General features: G+C 57.3%; 13 protein-coding genes. 12 read left to right on the top strand and 1 reads right to left on the bottom strand.

The features are described 5' to 3' along the window. The first annotated feature begins 27 nt into the window (after positions 1 to 27). From pilM to eno, 12 genes are all read left to right on the top strand, one after another. Complete coding sequence (gene pilM, locus ACIGG6_RS10500; protein ID WP_083023691.1) at positions 28 to 1089, top strand: type IV pilus assembly protein PilM; 1062 nt, start codon at positions 28 to 30, stop codon at positions 1087 to 1089. Then, positions 1086 to 1655 carry a PilN domain-containing protein gene (locus tag ACIGG6_RS10495; protein WP_399844368.1) on the top strand — a complete coding sequence of 190 codons (570 nt, stop codon included), beginning with the start codon at positions 1086 to 1088 and terminating at the stop codon, positions 1653 to 1655. Before pilM ends, ACIGG6_RS10495 begins: the two co-directional genes overlap by 4 nt. Continuing rightward, the gene (gene pilO, locus ACIGG6_RS10490) at positions 1652 to 2299 is read left to right on the top strand and encodes a type IV pilus inner membrane component PilO (RefSeq protein ID WP_253507322.1); all 648 of its coding nucleotides are present in this window, start codon (positions 1652 to 1654) and stop codon (positions 2297 to 2299) included. Before ACIGG6_RS10495 ends, pilO begins: the two co-directional genes overlap by 4 nt. Next, on the top strand, positions 2296 to 2814 hold the full coding sequence (locus tag ACIGG6_RS10485; RefSeq protein WP_083023687.1) for a pilus assembly protein PilP: 519 nt from the start codon (positions 2296 to 2298) through the stop codon (positions 2812 to 2814). The genes pilO and ACIGG6_RS10485 overlap by 4 nt, the downstream gene beginning before the upstream one ends. A 60-nt stretch (positions 2815 to 2874) precedes the next feature. Continuing rightward, positions 2875 to 4920: a type IV pilus secretin PilQ gene (gene pilQ / locus ACIGG6_RS10480; protein WP_399844366.1), complete on the top strand. Its 2046-nt coding sequence runs from the start codon at positions 2875 to 2877 to the stop codon at positions 4918 to 4920. Further along, complete coding sequence (gene aroK, locus ACIGG6_RS10475) at positions 4920 to 5486, top strand: shikimate kinase AroK (RefSeq protein WP_062372331.1); 567 nt, start codon at positions 4920 to 4922, stop codon at positions 5484 to 5486. Before pilQ ends, aroK begins: the two co-directional genes overlap by 1 nt. Beyond that, on the top strand, positions 5483 to 6601 hold the full coding sequence (gene aroB / locus ACIGG6_RS10470) for a 3-dehydroquinate synthase (protein WP_399844365.1): 1119 nt from the start codon (positions 5483 to 5485) through the stop codon (positions 6599 to 6601). The genes aroK and aroB overlap by 4 nt, the downstream gene beginning before the upstream one ends. Before the next feature lie 442 nt (positions 6602 to 7043). After that, positions 7044 to 11486: a glutamate synthase large subunit gene (gltB, locus tag ACIGG6_RS10465; protein ID WP_399844364.1), complete on the top strand. Its 4443-nt coding sequence runs from the start codon at positions 7044 to 7046 to the stop codon at positions 11484 to 11486. Between the two features lie 32 nt (positions 11487 to 11518). After that, a complete protein-coding gene (locus ACIGG6_RS10460; RefSeq protein ID WP_253505975.1) occupies positions 11519 to 12937 on the top strand; it encodes an FAD-dependent oxidoreductase in 1419 nt (472 codons plus the stop codon). 354 nt (positions 12938 to 13291) lie between these two features. After that, a complete protein-coding gene (locus ACIGG6_RS10455; RefSeq protein WP_253505973.1) occupies positions 13292 to 14947 on the top strand; it encodes a CTP synthase in 1656 nt (551 codons plus the stop codon). Between the two features lie 10 nt (positions 14948 to 14957). Further along, positions 14958 to 15821, top strand: a complete 864-nt coding sequence (gene kdsA / locus ACIGG6_RS10450) for a 3-deoxy-8-phosphooctulonate synthase (protein WP_399844362.1) — start codon at positions 14958 to 14960, stop codon at positions 15819 to 15821. A 68-nt stretch (positions 15822 to 15889) separates the two neighbouring features. Next, positions 15890 to 17179: a phosphopyruvate hydratase gene (gene eno / locus ACIGG6_RS10445; protein WP_253505969.1), complete on the top strand. Its 1290-nt coding sequence runs from the start codon at positions 15890 to 15892 to the stop codon at positions 17177 to 17179. A gap of 489 nt (positions 17180 to 17668) precedes the next feature. Here the strand turns inward: eno and fdxA are convergent, their stop codons facing one another. Continuing rightward, complete coding sequence (gene fdxA, locus ACIGG6_RS10440; RefSeq protein ID WP_044628866.1) at positions 17669 to 17992, bottom strand: ferredoxin FdxA; 324 nt, start codon at positions 17990 to 17992, stop codon at positions 17669 to 17671. Positions 17993 to 18107 lie beyond the last annotated feature (115 nt).

Here is an 18107-nt window from a genome sequence, read left to right as displayed (position 1 = left end):
CGATAGGCAGGCGGAGCCGGAGTCAGCATGCGCTTACTAAAACCCAGTAAAGGGTTGATTGGTGTCGATATTACCTCGGCCACCGTCAAGCTACTTGAACTTAAACAGTGCAACGACAACTACCAAGTTGAGAGCTACGCCGTGCGCCCGCTTCGCGAAGGCGCGGTAGTCGAGCGCCGTATTCGTGACATGAACGATGTCGCCAATGTGCTTAGTCGCGCCGTTGAGCATGCCAAACCCTCGACGCGCAAAGCCGCCGTGGCCGTTCCGGCCAGCGCCGCGATTACCAAAACGCTCCAGTTTCCCATTTCGCTTAGCGAAGATGAAATAGAGGAGCGCATCATTGCCGAGTCTGACCGGCATATTCCGTTTCCGTTCAGCGAGGTAGCGTTCGATTTCCATTGCCTAGGCCCCGCGCCCTTTGATGAAGAGCAGCAGCAGGTGATTTTGGTGGCGTGCCGCCAGCAGGATGTCTCACAACTCACAGAAACCTTAGAGCGCGCAGGTCTTGAGCCTGCGGCGGTGGATGTGGAAACCTTCGCCATGGAGCGCTCGCTGGCCGAGCTGCGCCGTCAGCTCAGCGTAGAGAACGACCCCAACGCCTGTGTCGGGCTGGTGGATATCGGTGCCAATATGAACGCCTTTCACGTGGTGCGCGGCGGGCATATCGTCTACAGCCGCGATACGGTGTTTGGCGGCCGCCAACTGACCGATGCGATTCGTGACCACTACGCCATGAGTAATGAGGAGGCCGGCTTTGCCAAAAAGCGCGGCGGCCTGCCGGATGACTATCACGAGAAAGTGCTGAATCCGTTTTTAGAAACCGTGGTACAGCAGGTAGGGCGCTCGCTGCAGCTCTACTACACTGCTGGTCGCCAGCATGAGGTGCAGCACATTGTGCTGGCGGGGGGCTCTAGCGTGATCCCTGGGCTTGCTGAGCGAATTGCTGAAGATAGCGGGATGTCGGTGACGATTGCCAACCCGTTCCAACGTATGCGTGTGAATAAACGCCTTAATATTGAAGGCCTAACCAATGATGCACCGGCCATGCTCACCGCTGGTGGTTTGGCGATGAGGGTTGGGTTATGAGCATCAAGATCAATTTGCTGCCCTGGCGGGAAGCACGCCGTGAAAAGCGTACACGCCGATTTTATGGGGTAGTCGTGATGATGTTCTTAGCGGGTATTGGTTTAGGGCTGGGTGTCTTGCAAATTTATCAGCAGCAGTTATCGGCTCAGCAGCAGCGCAATGCGTATATCACGAACCACATTGAGCGCTTGAATAACGAAATCGCCGACGTGCAGCGCTATCAAGCAACCGCAGCCCGGTTAGGTGAGCAACTAACGCTGTTTCAAACCCTGCAAGCCGAGCGGATAGGCACTGTACAGTTGTTCAATAATATTGCTGCCAGCGTGGTGGATGGCGTGGTGTATCAGCGCCTCTCCCGCAATGGTGAACAGGTTAGCTTTTCTGCCATGGCGGGCAGCGAGCGGCAGGTATCGGATCAACTGCGCCAAATCGCCAGCATGCCAGGGTTAGGGGTGCCACAATTCTCTGAGGTAGCCAGTGGCGAAGATGGTACCAGCCGAGTGTTCCAGTTTGACGTGGTACAGTCTGTCGTAGAAGAAGCCGCCGCTGAGGAGGAAGCGCCATGATCTGGGGGCGTGAACGCTGGCGGAGTGAGTGGCGGCAGCTGCAAGATGTAGATTGGCAGGGGCTGGATGTAAAAGAGGCGGGAGAGTGGCCTGCGCTATTAAAAGCGCTATGTGGGGTGCTGGCCTTTGTCATTGCCGTTGGCGGCTTGAGCTGGTGGTTGGTAAGCGACAAGCGTGCCGAACTAGAAGCGGCCCAACGCCAAGAAGCGCGCCTTTTGAACGAATATCGCAGCAAAGTATCCGAAGCGGCCTTTTTGCCTGAAGTGCGGGAGCAGTTGGAGGAGTTAGAGGAGCAAATGGCGACCATGCGCGCCATGCTGCCTACCAGCGCTGAGATTCCGTCGCTACTGGACAGCATCAGCGATGCGGCGGTGGAAAACAATTTAAGCATTGAAGCTATCCGTTTAAGGCCTACCGTGAGTAACACTCACTATGTGGAGCATCCGCTGGATATTCAGGTGCGCGGCGGCTATCACGAACTAGCGCAATTTGTGGCAGATATCAGCCAGCTTGCGCGTATTGTGACCCAGCACGATTTAACCCTAGCCCCTGCCGGGCAGAGTGGTGACTCGCTGCGCATGTCGCTGCTGGCACGTACCTATAGCTATATAGAAGCAGTGGAAGGGGAGGAGCCCGCCCCATGAAGCGTCTACTTAGCATTGGAGCGGTGGTTCTGTTAGCGGGCTGTGGCGATGCCAACCTGAGCCAGTTAGATACCGTGATGGAAGAGATTCGTCGTACACCGGCAGGGCAGCCACCGGTGATTATACCGACGATTCCTGAGTATCAGCCGGTAGATTACCGTTACCGCGAGGTGCGAAGCCCCTTCTTAGCACCAGAAAGCATTCGTGCCAACGACACGGTAGCAGTGATGGAGAGTGCACTCGCCCCGGATCAGCAGCGCACCCCCGAGCCGCTAGAGGAGTTTCAGCTGGAGGCGCTGCGTTTAGTTGGCACATTGCGCATGGGTGGGAAGCAGGTGGCGTTGATTAGCGCCCCTGATGGCAGCGTTTATAGTGTGCGTGAAGGCAACTATTTAGGCACTAACTACGGGCATATCACCGCGATTGGCCCGCAAGAAGTACGCATAACCGAACGTATTTTTAATCAGTTGCAGGGTTGGCAGGAGCGTCAGGCATCGCTCACCCTGAATGAGTAGGCTAAGCACATATCGCACGGTGCGCCCTATGTATTTTTACTTGTTATCGGATAACACGCTATGGTCGTCATGCTTCGTCTAATTACGCTGTCATTGTTAGCCCTGATGCCCACCTTTGCCCTTGGTTCAGTGCTAACGGACCTTGATGTGCGTTCAACCAGTGGCGGCGAGGTGGAGCTGGTATTGCAATTTAGCGGCAGCGTTGCCGAGCTTCGCGGTTATCAGCTGAATACTCCGCCGCGTCTAGCACTAGATCTAGCCGATACCCAAAGCAGCTTGCCTCAGCGGCGCATTAACGTAGACAGCGCAGGTGTGGAGCGTATTACCGCGCTGGAGGGCAATGGCCGTACACGGCTAGTGGTCGACCTGAGCGAGCCGCTGGACTACACCTCTCGCATAGAAGGGGATCAGCTGCGCATCACCCTAAGCCCTGAAAGTACTAGCGCTGCAAATGACAACTCGCCCGCAGGTATGAGTAGCGGGTTGGAAACTGCCCTGGGGCCGCAAGTAACGGATATCGACTTCCAGCGGGGGGCTGATGGGGCAGGGCGTTTGCTGGTCTCTTTTGATCGTGAAGGGGTAGTGACGCAAGTGCGGGAAGGGAGCGAGGGCCGCGTTATTGCTGAGCTTCGCGACGTAGATATTCCTGATTCCTTGAATCAAATTTACGATGTGACCGACTTTGCTACCCCCATTACCCGCATAACCCCCCGCACTGGCCAGCGGGAAACCCTGCTTGAGCTGCAAACTAACGGCCCCTACGCGATGATTTCATCGCAAAGCGGGCGAACACTCACCGTGGAAGTACAGCCGGTGAGCCAAGCCTCTCAGCAGGACCGCGCGCAGCAGGGAGAAAGCTTCACCGGCGACCGTCTGAGCCTCAATTTCCAAGATATTGAGGTGCGAGCCGTGCTGGCGACGCTGGCTGAGTTTACCGGCTTGAACCTAGTCGCCAGTGATAGTGTTACTGGGCGAGTAACGCTCAACCTCAACGATGTGCCCTGGGACCAGGCGCTGGCGCTGATTTTGCAAAGCCAAGGGCTCTCTAGCCGTGAACAGGGCAATGTGATTGTAGTAGCACCGGCCAGTGAGCTGGCCGAGATTGAGCGCCAGGAGATTGAGGCCCGTAGCCAGCAGCAAACCTTGGCACCGTTGGTGACTGAGTTCATCGAGATAAAGTACGCACGGGCCGAAGATTTAGCACAGCTGTTGCGTGGTGGTGACGGTTTTGGGCTGCTCACTGAGCGTGGCCGCGTTAGCGTTGACCAGCGTACCAACACACTGCTCATTCAAGACACGGCCGAACAGGTGCGCGATATTATGCGGACGCTGGACCGGCTGGATGTGGCGGTGCGTCAGGTACAGATCGAAGCGCGCATCGTGATTGCCCGTGATACCGCTTCCCGAGAGCTAGGAGTAAATTGGGGAGTCGATAGCACTCGAGGCTTCTTAGAGGAAGACAACGGCAACTTCACTCGTCGTGACATCAACCCCAACGGCATCAACCGTGCCCAAGGTGGCCTGGCGGTGGACTTAGGCTCAACGGCAGCGGCTGATACGGGCTTCAGCTTTGGCTATCTCTCAGGGGATATTCTGCTCGACCTTGAGTTGCGCGCCCTTGAAAGCGAAGGCAAAAGCCAGACGATCTCCCAGCCTCGGGTGATTACCGCCAACCAGCGCACCGCAACGATCCGCCAAGGGGAGGAGCGGGCATTCCAGAGTGTCGATGCCCAGGGCAACCCAGATACCGAGTTTAAAGAGGCAGAGCTCTCCCTTGAGGTAACACCTCAAATTACCCCGGATAACCGCATCATTATGGATTTGGTAATCAAGAACGACAGCTTCCGTGAGAGCGAGTTCGGCGGCGAGCCGCCCATTGATACCAACCAAATCGAGACCCAGGTGCTGGTCGATAATGGCCAGACGGTGGTGTTAGGCGGTATTTTGACCACTGAACAGCTGAGCCAAATAGCGAAAACACCGCTGCTGGGCGATCTTCCTATACTGGGCAGGCTGTTTCGCTATACCGAAGAGAGCAATGAAAAGGTAGAGTTATTAGTCTTTATCACTCCACGATTACTTGATGATGGTTTGGCGGTTCGCTGATGCAGGATTTACCCAATCTTTTCTTAATAGGCCCTATGGGGGCTGGTAAAAGCACGATAGGCCGCTTATTGGCGGGAGAACTATCGCGCCCGTTTTACGATAGCGATCACGCCATACAAGACCGCTGCGGTGCCGATATACCCTGGATTTTTGACGTGGAGGGTGAGCAAGGCTTTCGTCAGCGTGAAATTCAGATGATTGACGAGCTCACCCAGCTCACGGATGTCGTGGTCGCCACCGGCGGTGGCGCGGTGCTGCGAGAAGAGAACCGCCGAGCGCTGCGCGATCGCGGTACAGTGGTGTACTTGATGACCACTGTCGAGCAGCAGCTAAAACGCACCGCCAAAGATCGCAACCGCCCGTTGCTGCAGTGCGCGAATCGCGAACAGGTGCTCAACGATATGTTCGCCGCCCGTGATCCGCTCTATCGTGCTACTTCCGACATTACGGTACGTACGGATCGCCGTAGCCCCCGTGCCGTGGTGAATGAAATTTTACGCCGCGTGCATCGCCTGATTGATCCGTTAGAAACCGCCAGCGCCCCGCATAAAAAGGTATCTCAATGACAGAGCTAGCCCATGACCGTACGCTAACCGTTGAACTGGGTGAGCGCAGCTACCCCATCCATATTGGCGTTGGGCTATTAAATCGCTCAGACAGTTTTGTGCCCTATCTGGCCGGTAGCCAAGTCATGATCGTCACCAATGAAACCGTGGCGCCGCACTACTTAGACACGCTGCGTTCTAGCTTACCCGAGCATTTAGACGTGCGTGCCGTGGTGCTGCCAGATGGCGAGCAGTACAAAACCATCGAGCAGGTAGGACGCATTTGGGATGCGCTGCTGGAAGCCGGCTTTAACCGCCGCTGCACACTCATTGCCCTTGGCGGCGGTGTGATTGGCGATATGGTGGGCTATGCCGCTGCTTCCTATCAGCGCGGGGTGGCCTTTATTCAAGTGCCCACCACGCTGCTTTCCCAGGTGGACTCCTCGGTGGGTGGCAAAACCGGTGTGAACCATCCGCTGGGTAAGAACATGATTGGTGCGTTTTGGCAGCCCAAAGCCGTGGTGGTGGATATTGCTACTCTCACCACGCTGCCCGCTCGGGAGCTCTCAGCGGGGCTTGCCGAGGTAGTGAAGTACGGTTTTATTCGCGATGCTGCCTTCCTCGCTTGGCTTGAGCAGAACATGACGGCGCTGCGCCGCGTTGAGCCAGCCGTGGTGGCAGAGGCCATTGCCAAAAGCTGTCAAATCAAAGCCGATATTGTGGCGGAAGATGAAACCGAGCAGGGCGTGCGGGCGCTGTTGAACCTTGGCCACACGTTTGGCCACGCCATTGAGGCGCATCAAGGCTATGGCAATTGGCTTCACGGTGAAGCGGTGGGGGCAGGTATAGCCATGGCAGCGACACTCTCCCACCAGCTTGGGTGGATTAGCCATGAGGCGCTTGAACGTACCAAAATGGTGATTGAAAGCGCTGGCCTGCCGCTGGTCGCGCCAACGGGAATGTCGTCTGATGACTTCTTGGCGCGCATGCGGCTGGATAAAAAGAACGTGGATGCGCGCTTGCGTCTGGTGCTACTGAACGACTTGGGAGACGCCTGTGTCAGCGATTCAACGCCTGCCGAAACGCTTCGCCACCTATTAGATAATTACCCTCGCGGCCAAGGCGTCGTTGGCTAACCCACTATCTACTCTGAAACCCGCCTTTTAACGGCGGGTTTTTTTATACGTACTTGCTTGAGATTAGCGGGTGGATAATGGAATCCGTATGCCTTATGCGCTATCGGCATGGGGTTTTGGCTTGTAATTAGACTAAAGTCTAACGGTTCGATTATGCCGTTAAAATATCGTTTCTTTTATTTGCAAGCCATTGAAGTGTAACTATTTTTTTGTTGAACGGTAATGCAAATACGGGATTTGGCGAGGGTTTTTGATGATTGGCGCGCGCCGGGCGATTGCGCTACGCAGTGGCAAATCGCTATGCTGAGCGACCATTTTCTTGCAGCAGCGGATACGGAAAATACCCTATTTTGGGCGGGTAACAAGATCCATAAAAAAAGAAAAACCCGCAATAATACCATAAAAACGCTGCTTACAAAATACGCTGACTAGAGGCACGCCCATGAATAGAGGTCTTCACCAGCCAGGCGAGTTTCGCGATAACTGCGGCTTTGGCCTTATTGCCCATATGGAAGGGCAGGTCAGCCACGACTTGCTGAAAACGGCTATTGAATCACTGACTTGCATGACCCACCGCGGTGGTATCGCGGCAGATGGCAAAACCGGCGACGGTTGTGGCCTGCTGCTGAAGATGCCCGCGCAGTTCATGCGTGCTGCTGCAAAAGAAGCGCTCGATGTGGGGCTAGGCGAGCGCTTTGCGGTGGGCTCGGTTTTCCTGCCGAACGACGACGCGCGTGCCTCCAAGGCAAAAGAGACCCTGGCCGCCGAGCTAAGCGCGCGTGGTTTGGACGTACTGGGCTGGCGTGTTGTGCCTACCGACTCGAGTGTCTGTGGCCCTATGGCGCTAGATTGCCTACCGCGCATTGAACAGCTGTTCGTCGCCCCCGGCAGCAGCGAAAACTTCGACGTTGATCTCTTCATGGGCCGCCGCTACGCCGAACAGGCGCTGCGCAGCGACGAAGACTTCTACGTGGCGTCGCTCTCCACCGAAGTGGTCTCCTATAAAGGCTTGGTGATGCCGGAAGATTTACCGGCGTTCTACAAAGACCTCAACGACCCACGTCTGGAAACCGCCATCTGCGTTTTCCACCAGCGCTTCTCGACCAACACGGCGCCGCGCTGGCCGCTGGCGCAGCCGTTCCGCCTGCTCGCGCATAACGGTGAAATCAACACCATTGAAGCCAACCGTGGCTGGGCGAACTCGCGTAAAGCGAACTTCGTTAACGAACGCCTGCCGGACATCGCCAAACTAGACGAAATCGTCAACACCACCGGTTCTGACTCCTCCAGTATGGACAACATGCTGGAAGTGCTGCTGACCGGCGGCATGGAACTGCACCGTGCCGTACGCATGATGGTGCCGCCCGCTTGGCAAAACGTCGAGACCATGGACGCCGAGCTGCGCGCGTTCTACGAGTACAACTCCATGCACATGGAGCCGTGGGACGGCCCCGCAGGCGTGGTGATGACCGACGGTCGCCAAGCGGTGTGTATGCTGGACCGTAACGGCCTGCGCCCGGCGCGCTGGGTGATTACCAAGAACGGCTACATCACCCTGGCGTCTGAAATTGGCACTTACGGCTACAAGCCGGAAGACGTGGTGGCAAAAGGCCGCGTGGGCCCTGGTCAAATGTTGGCCGTGGACACCCAAACCGGTGAGGTGCTACACACCCAGGATATCGATGATCGCCTCAAGTCCGCTTACCCCTACAAGCGCTGGCTGAAGCAGGAAGCGAACTATCTGGAGTCGGCGCTGACCGAGCTGGCGCGTTTCCAAACCATGGATACCGACGCGCTGAACGTGCAGCAGAAGATGTTCCAGGTGACGTTTGAAGAGCGTGACCAAGTGCTGCGCCCGCTGGCGGAAAGTGGCCAGGAAGCGGTGGGCTCCATGGGGGACGATACGCCCATGGCGGTACTGTCGAGCCGTCCGCGTCTGCTCACCGATTACTTCCGTCAGAAATTTGCTCAGGTCACCAACCCGCCGATCGACCCGCTGCGTGAAGCGATCGTGATGTCGTTGGAAACCTGCTGTGGTGCCGAGCTGAACGTCTTCCAGGCGACGCCTGAGCATGCCCACCGCTTGATTCTGACAACCCCTGTGCTGTCGCCGCGTAAATTTACTGCGCTGGTGAACCAGGAAGATCCGGCGTTTACTAGCCATATTCTGCCGCTGGGTTACGACCCAGAGCAGACCAGCTTGCAGCAGGCGATCCAAGCGCTGTGTAAAGAAGCCGAAGCGCAGGTAAGGGCGGGGAAAGTCATTCTGGTACTGACCGATGCCGAGCTGCCTAAAGGGCAACTGCCTATTCAGGCGGCGCTTGCGGTAGGCGCGGTGCACTCCCACCTGGGCCGTTTAGCGCTGCGTCCGAACGCTAACATCGTGGTGGAAACCGGCTACGCCCGGGATGCACACCAGATGGCCGTGCTGTTCGGCGTTGGTGCAACCGCTGTCTTCCCGTGGCTGGCCTACCAGGTCATGGCGGATATGCATCGCACTGGCGAGCTGACCGGCAACCCGGCGGATGCCCGCGAGAACTACCGCAAAGGCCTGCAGAAAGGGTTGTTCAAGATTCTCTCGAAAATGGGCATCTCAACGCTGGCGTCCTACCGTGGCTCGATGCTGTTTGAAGCGGTAGGCCTGTCGGATGAAGTCATGAACACCTGCTTTGTGGGCATGGCTTCGCGTATTCAGGGCACCGGCTTTGCCGAGCTTCAGCTCCAGCAAGAGCTGCTGGCTAAGGATGCATGGATTCCCCGCAAAGGGATCTCTCAAGGCGGCATGCTCAAATACGTGCATGGCCACGAGTACCACGCCTACAACCCGGACGTAGTGAAATCGCTGCAAGCCGCTGTGCAAGAAGGCAGCTACGCCAAGTGGAAGAAGTTTGCCCAACTGGTCAACGAGCGCCCAGTGGCCACCATTCGTGACCTGCTGACGCTCAAGCCTTCTGAGTCGCCGGTGCCGCTGGAAGAGGTCGAGCCCATTGAGGCGCTGATTCCGCGCTTTGACAGCGCCGGTATGTCGCTGGGTGCGCTCTCTCCCGAGGCGCACGAAGCGCTGGCCCAGGCCATGAACGAGGCGGGCGGTCGCTCCAACTCCGGTGAAGGCGGCGAAGACCCGGCGCGTTACGGCACCATTCGCAGCTCGAAAATCAAGCAGATCGCTTCTGGCCGCTTCGGTGTTACCCCGGCTTACTTGGTCAATGCCGAAGTGCTGCAGATCAAGGTAGCCCAGGGCGCCAAGCCCGGTGAGGGTGGCCAGCTGCCGGGTGGCAAGGTCAATCAGCTGATTGCCCGCTTGCGCTACTCGGTGCCCGGTGTCACGCTGATTTCTCCGCCGCCGCACCACGATATTTACTCCATCGAAGACTTGGCGCAGCTGATCTTTGACCTCAAGCAGGTCAACCCAGAAGCGCAGGTCTCGGTGAAACTAGTCTCCGAGCCAGGGATCGGCACCATTGCGACCGGTGTCGCCAAAGCCTATGCGGATTTGATCACCGTGTCTGGTTACGACGGCGGCACCGCGGCAAGCCCGCTCACCTCCATCAAGCATGCCGGTTCCCCTTGGGAGCTGGGTCTGCCTGAGGTGCATCAAGCGCTTCGCATTAACGGCCTGCGGGACAAAATCCGTCTGCAAACCGATGGCGGTCTGAAGACCGGCCTCGATGTCGTTAAAGCGGCGATCCTCGGCGCGGAGAGCTTTGGTTTCGGCACTGCGCCGATGGTCGCGCTGGGCTGTAAGTACCTGCGTATTTGCCACCTAAACAACTGTGCCACCGGTGTTGCTACCCAGGATGACTTCCTGCGTGGCGAGCACTTCCGCGGCACCGTGGATATGGTGAAAAACTACTTCCGCTTTATTGCTGAAGAAGTGCGCGAATTGATAGCCATGCTGGGCGTGCGTAAGCTCACCGACCTGATTGGCCGCACGGACCTGCTGGAAGTGCTGGAAGGCAATACGGCGTCGCAGCGTAAGCTGGACTTAATGCCGCTGCTGGCCAACGATTTCGTGCCTGCGGATGCACCGCAGTTCTGCGAAGTAAGCCGCAACGTGCCCCATGACCCAGGTGCCAAAAACCAAGAAGTGCTGGCAGCTTTGAAAGAGGCCATTGAGTCTCAGTCTGGCGGCACCTTCGACTTCACCATTACCAACTGCGACCGCAGCGTAGGTGCGCTCACCTCCGGTGCCATTGCCAAGCGTTACGGTGAAGATGGCCTTGAGGCCGCTCCGGTCACCGCGCGCTTTACCGGCGTGGCGGGACAAAGCTTTGGCGTATGGAACGCTCGTGGCCTGAACCTCTACCTGGAAGGCGATGCCAACGACTACGTCGGTAAAGGCATGAACGGCGGCAGCATCGTGATCGTGCCGCCCAAGGTCAGCCAGTTCGAGAGCCATAAAACGGCCATTATCGGCAACACCTGCCTCTATGGGGCGACAGGCGGCACGCTGTTTGCCGCTGGTACCGCAGGCGAGCGTTTTGCAGTACGTAACTCGGGTGCGACGGCAGTAATTGAAGGTGCTGGCGACCACTGCTGTGAGTACATGACCGGTGGTTTGGTCTGCGTGCTGGGTGAGACCGGCGTTAACTTCGGTGCGGGCATGACCGGTGGTTTTGCCTACGTGTTGGATGAAGATCGTAGCTTCGTGGATAAGTACAACCACGAGCTGGTCGAGATTCACCGGGTCAACACCGAAGCGATGGAAGCCTACCGTCGCCACCTGCGGGAGATGATCGAGGCCTACGTGGCCGCGACGGGTTCCGCACGCGGTGCGGCGATTCTGGAAGACTTCAGCGACTACGCGCGCCACTTCTGGCTGGTGAAGCCAAAAGCGGCCAGCCTGGGTAGTCTGCTGGATCAGTCTCGGCGTCAGCCGCAATAACCGTCAGCGCCTACGCTTCGAGGAGAGAGATCATGGCCAACCGTTTAAATAACGATTTTCAGTTTGTCGACGTGGGTCGTAAAGACCCACAGAAAAAACCGGCGCACACCCGGGCCAAAGAGTTCGCGGAAATTTACGAGCCGTTCAAGCCCACCGATGCGGCGAGCCAGGCGCACCGCTGCTTGCACTGCGGCAACCCCTACTGCGAGTGGAAGTGCCCGGTACACAACTACATTCCCAACTGGCTGCAGCTGGTGGTGGAAGGCAACATTATTGAAGCCGCCGAGCTGTCCCACAAAACCAACTCGCTGCCGGAAGTGTGTGGCCGCGTGTGCCCCCAAGATCGTCTGTGCGAGGGTGACTGCACCCTGAACGACGGCTTTGGCGCGGTGACGATCGGCTCGGTGGAGAAATACATCACCGATACCGCCTTTGCCATGGGCTGGCGCCCTGATATGTCCAAGGTGGTATGGACCGATAAGAAAGTCGCGATTGTTGGTGCAGGTCCTGCGGGCTTGGGCTGTGCTGATATTCTGGCGCGCAACGGCGTCAAGCCGGTGGTGTTCGATAAGTACCCCGAAATTGGCGGTCTGCTGACCTTTGGTATCCCTGAGTTCAAGCTGGAAAAGAACGTCATGGAGCGCCGCCGTGCGGTATTCGAGGAAATGGGCGTCGAGTTCCGTCTGAATACCGAAATCGGTACTGATGTCGAGTTCGAGACGCTGCTGCAGGAGTACGACGCGGTGTTCCTGGGCATGGGTACTTACAAGTACATGCAGGGCGGCTTCCCCGGTGAAGATCTGCCCGGCGTATACAAGGCGCTGGACTTCCTGATTGCCAACGTAAACCGCCGCTTGGGCTTCGAGAAAGACCCGAACGACTTTATCTCGATGGAAGGCAAGCGCGTGGTGGTGCTGGGCGGTGGCGATACCGCGATGGACTGTAACCGCACCTCGATTCGTCAGCGCGCCGCCAGCGTGACCTGTGCCTACCGCCGCGATGAAGAGAACATGCCGGGCTCGCGCCGTGAAGTGGCTAACGCGCGGGAAGAGGGCGTCGAGTTCCTGTTCAACCGCCAGCCGGTAGCGGTAGTGGGTGAAGATAAGGTCGAGGGCGTGAAGGTAGTCCGTACGCGCCTGGGCGAGCCGGATGAGAACGGCCGTCGTCGTCCCGAAGTCGTGCCGGGGTCTGAAGAGATCGTTGCGGCTGATGCAGTCGTGGTGGCCTTTGGTTTCCAGGCAAGCCCGGCACCGTGGTTCGATAGCGCCAATATCGACGTCAACGAATGGGATCTTGTTAAAGCGCCTGAGCATGGCCAGTACGCCTTCCAAACCAGCAACGAGAAAATCTTTGCCGGTGGCGATATGGTGCGCGGCTCTGATCTCGTGGTCACCGCTATTTATGAAGGGCGTCAGGCCGCCGAGGGCATTCTGGATTACCTAGGCGTGTAAAGTGTGTATGTCATGCCGAACAGCACCAGGGGTAGGTCGTAGCGAGGGTCGTTTGTCATGGATGACAAAAGTAGCGCCCAGGGAGGGGTTCACAGCGCCCTCGCGCAGACCTACTTCTGGGGCAACTGTGCATCGGCATCCTTTGGCTCGATCAATTGGCCTCCCACTGTTTATGTGCAGCCAGTAGCTAGTTATGTGTAGCCAATAGCTAGGGTGGGAGGCAGCTTTAGCTCGCGACCGAGGCTGGCGCTGTTTCAGTTCAAATTGAGCCTTAAGGCGTACTCTGCTATTCTGTCGTCCCATCCTGGTGTGGCTTTCTGTTACGCCTTTTGATCACGTTTCGACAGGTTTTCCATGACACGATATATCTTCGTGACCGGCGGCGTTGTGTCCTCTCTTGGCAAGGGCATCGCGTCGGCCTCGCTGGCGGCGATTCTCGAGGCCCGCGGCCTTAAGGTCACCATGCTCAAGCTCGACCCGTACATCAACGTGGACCCGGGCACCATGAGTCCCTTCCAGCACGGCGAGGTGTTCGTCACCGAGGATGGCGCCGAGACGGACTTGGACTTAGGTCACTATGAGCGCTTTATTCGCACCAAAATGACCCAGGGCAACAACTTCACCACCGGCCGCGTGTACGAACATGTGCTGCGCAAAGAGCGCCGGGGTGACTACCTGGGTGGCACTGTGCAGGTCATTCCGCACATCACTGATGAGATCAAGCAGCGCGTCTACGCTGGAGGCGAAGGCTTCGATGTGGCGCTGGTGGAGATCGGCGGTACGGTGGGCGATATCGAATCACTGCCGTTCCTGGAGTCCATTCGTCAGATTCGCAGCGAGCTGGGCGCCAGCCGCGCCATTTACATGCACCTCACCCTGGTGCCGTACATCAAGACCGCTGGCGAAACCAAAACCAAACCGACGCAGCACAGCGTAAAAGAGCTGCGCTCCATCGGTATCCAGCCGGATATTTTGATTTGCCGCAGCGAAGTGGAGCTTGAGGAGAGCGAGCGTCGCAAGATCGCCTTGTTCACCAATGTGGAAGAGCGTGCGGTAGTGCCGCTGCAAGACGCCGACACCATCTACCGCATTCCGCTAATGCTTCACGAGCACGGCCTGGACGATATCGTCTGCGACAAGCTGCGCTTAGAAGCTGAGCCTGCGGATCTGTCGGAGTGGGTCAAGGTACTCGATGCCAAGCTGAACCCGCTGAAGTCGGTCAGCATCGCCATGGTCGGCAAGTACATGGAGCTGCTGGATGCCTACAAGTCGCTGAACGAAGCGCTGATCCATGCGGGCATTCAAGGCCGTATTAAGGTCAACGTCGACTACATCGACTCTGAAGACATCGAGCGTCACGGTACCGAGCGCCTGGCAGGCAAAGACGCCATTCTGGTGCCTGGCGGTTTTGGCGAGCGCGGTGTGGAAGGCAAGATTCTGACCGCCCAGTTTGCCCGTGAAAACAACATTCCCTACCTGGGTATCTGTTTAGGCATGCAGGTGGCGGTGATTGAGTTTGCGCGCAACGTGGCAGGCTGGAAGGATGCCAACTCCACCGAGTTTACTCACGATACCAAACACCCGGTGGTGGGGTTGATCACCGAGTGGATCAACGCCGAAGGCAAGATCGAGCTGCGCGACGCGGCCTCCGACCTGGGCGGCACCATGCGTTTGGGCGGCCAAGTGTGCCACCTGGCATCCGGCAGCAAAGCCCGCGAAGCCTACGGTGCCGACGAAATCGTCGAGCGTCATCGCCACCGCTTCGAGGTCAACAACCAGTTCATCGATGATCTGGAAGCCGCCGGCCTGGTGATTTCGGGCAAGAGCGTCGATCAGTCGCTGGTCGAAGTGGTCGAGCTGGCGGATCACCCTTGGTACGTGGCGTGTCAGTTCCACCCGGAGTTCACCTCGACGCCCCGCGATGGTCATCCGCTCTTCTCGGGCTTCGTCAATGCCGCACTAGAGCACAAAACGGCACGCACCCGTGCCCACGCCGCACCTCAGGAATAAAGGGGGAAGCATGTCTTCTCAATCCCAATTCCCAGAGCATCACATCAACGTTGCCGGCTTAACCGCCGGCAATTCTTTGCCACTCATGCTGCTTGGCGGCATGAACGTGCTGGAGTCGGCGGAGCTGGCCGATGAAGTTGCACAGGCGTACGTTAATGTGACGCAAAAACTGGGTATGCCTTATGTGTTCAAGGCCAGTTTCGACAAAGCAAATCGCAGCTCGATCCACTCCTACAGGGGGCCTGGGCTGGAAAAAGGCCTGCAAATTCTGGCCGATATCAAGGCGCGCCATCACGTCCCCATCATTACCGATGTGCACGAGCCGTGGCAGGCAGCGCCTGCTGCTGAAGTCGCCGATATTATTCAGCTGCCGGCCTTTTTGGCGCGCCAAACCGATCTAGTGGTGGCAATGGCGAAAACGGGTGCGGCGATTAATATCAAAAAGCCGCAGTTTTTAGCCCCCCATGAAATGCGCCATATCCTCAACAAGTTTCAGGAAGCGGGCAATGACCGCCTGATGCTGTGCGAGCGGGGCAGCAGTTTTGGTTACAACAACCTCGTCGTAGATATGCTGGGCTTTGGCGATATGAAGCAGACCGGCTACCCAGTGTTCTTCGATGTCACCCATGCCCTGCAGCGCCCCGGTGGCCGGGCGGACAGCGCCGATGGCCGCCGTGCCCAAGTGGCAGAGCTTGCTCGTGCGGGCGTGGCGGTTGGTTTGGCGGGGCTGTTTTTAGAAGCTCATCCAGACCCCGATAACGCCAAGTGCGACGGCCCCTGTGCGCTGCCGCTGGATCAATTAGAGCCATTCTTAACGCAGCTGTCGCAGTTAGACGCTCTGGTAAAAGGCTTCGATCCCTTAACCATCCGTTAATCGCGGCGTTAATCCGTGGTATACATTGGATCTCTCATCTATTAGACCGACAACCAAAGGACACTGTCATGACCAAAATTGTTGAAATCAGCGCGCTGGAAGTGCTCGATTCGCGCGGTAACCCGACCGTTCAGGCTACCGTGCGTTTGGAAAGCGGTGCCGTAGGCGTTGCCTGTGCACCCAGCGGTGCCTCCACAGGCTCCCGTGAAGCGCTTGAGCTGCGCGATGGCGACAAGGCACGCTACCTCGGCAAAGGCGTTTTAAAAGCCGTTGAGGCCGTGAATGGCAAGATCCGTGAAGCGTTGTTGGGAATGGATGCGCGGGACCAGCGCGGCTTGGACAACGCCATGCTGGATCTGGATGGCACGGATAACAAAGCGACCCTAGGTGCCAATGCGATTCTGGCTGTCTCTCTGGCGGCGTCCAAGGCCGCGGCAAACGCCAAGGGCGTGCCGCTGTACGCTCACATCGCCGAGCTATACGGCCAGCCCGGTCAGTACAGCATGCCGGTGCCGATGATGAACATTCTGAACGGCGGCGAGCACGCGGATAACAATGTGGATATCCAGGAGTTCATGGTGCAGCCAGTCGGCGCTGCGAACTTCCGTGAAGGTCTGCGTATGGGCGCGGAGATTTTCCACGCACTGAAAAAAGTGCTCTCTGCCAAAGGCCTCTCTACGTCGGTCGGTGATGAAGGCGGCTTTGCGCCGAACCTGGCTTCCAACGCGGACGCCCTGGCGGTCATCAAGCAGGCCGTTGCCGATGCGGGCTACACCTTGGGCAGCGACGTCACGCTGGCACTGGACTGCGCCTCTTCCGAGTTCTACAAGGATGGCCAGTACAACCTCTCTGGCGAAGGCAAGAGCTACGACGCCGAAGGCTTTGCGGACTACCTAGCGGGCCTGTGTGCCGACTACCCGATCGTCTCTATCGAAGATGGTATGGACGAGTCCGATTGGGCGGGCTGGAAAGCGCTGACCGATAAGCTGGGCGATAAAGTACAGCTGGTGGGTGATGATTTGTTCGTGACCAACACCAAAATCCTCAAGCGCGGCATCGACGAGCAGATTGGTAACTCCATTCTGATCAAGTTCAACCAGATTGGCTCGCTGTCGGAAACCCTGGATGCGATCAAAATGGCTCAGGATGCTGGCTTCACGGCGGTCATTTCCCACCGTAGCGGTGAAACGGAAGATACCACTATTGCCGATTTGGCCGTAGGCACCTGTGCTGGTCAAATCAAGACCGGTTCGCTGTGCCGCTCTGACCGCGTGGCGAAATACAACCGTCTGCTGGTCATTGAAGCCGAGCTTGGCGATGTAACCTACCCAGGTTTGAAAGCGATTAAAGGCCAGTAAGCACAAAAGCAGCACCTATGCGTAAGAGATCTCTCAATTTTTTGTAAGAGATCTCTTACAGATGCCGACGACATTCGCTCGGATTGCTGTAAGAAAAAACGAAATTCTTCACTAATCTTAATTTAAGTGATTGAATTTTATGATTTTTTTGAAATTAGGCGAGCCATTCAGGCTCGCCTTTTGCGTTTTGAGCTTGCTTGAGAACTTGGGCTGTTCTGCCACAATGCATTCAGGACAAGGGGAGGCAAGGATGCTTCAGGCAGGATGCAACGGGATGCAAGCAGGTGCGCCGGGTGATACAGAGATGTGAGTCCTGGCAAGGAAGTCGCCTGAGGAGGTTGACACAGGGAGTGGTCAGAGGAAGTGCTTGGAGCGGGCGACCTACGGGTCGCCTTTTTTTTATGCGCGTTTTCTGCACGGCGGCTTTTCCAGCCAATAAAAAACCAGCGCGAACGCTGGTTTTTACGCGGCTTGCCTTGCCAGGAGCACTTAACGCTCTAGTTTTTCCAGCTTACCGGTTTTTCCGTCCCACTCTTCGGCGTCGGGCAGCGGGTCTTTCTTCTCAGCGATATTGGGCCACACTTCGGCCAACTCCGCGTTGATCTCGATAAACTGCTCTTGGCCATCTGGCAGCTCATCCTCCGAGAATATTGCCTCAGCAGGACACTCTGGCTCACACAGCGCGCAGTCGATGCACTCGTCCGGGTGAATAACCAGGAAATTGGGGCCTTCGTAGAAACAGTCGACTGGGCAAACTTCCACACAGTCAGTGTATTTGCATTGGATGCAGTTCTCGGTAACGACAAACGTCATCTTGCTATCCCTCTTGCGAGACCGAGAAGCCTCCCGGTCGTGGTCAATCGTGAATGGTTATAAATCAGCGGTTTTTTATAAGATAAAAAGTATGGGCGACATTCTAGTGGTGCCC

Source organism: Vreelandella lionensis (assembly GCF_044543515.1).
GTDB classification, from domain to species: Bacteria; Pseudomonadota; Gammaproteobacteria; order Pseudomonadales; family Halomonadaceae; genus Vreelandella; species Vreelandella lionensis.
This window is presented reverse-complemented; position numbering and strand designations above follow the sequence as displayed.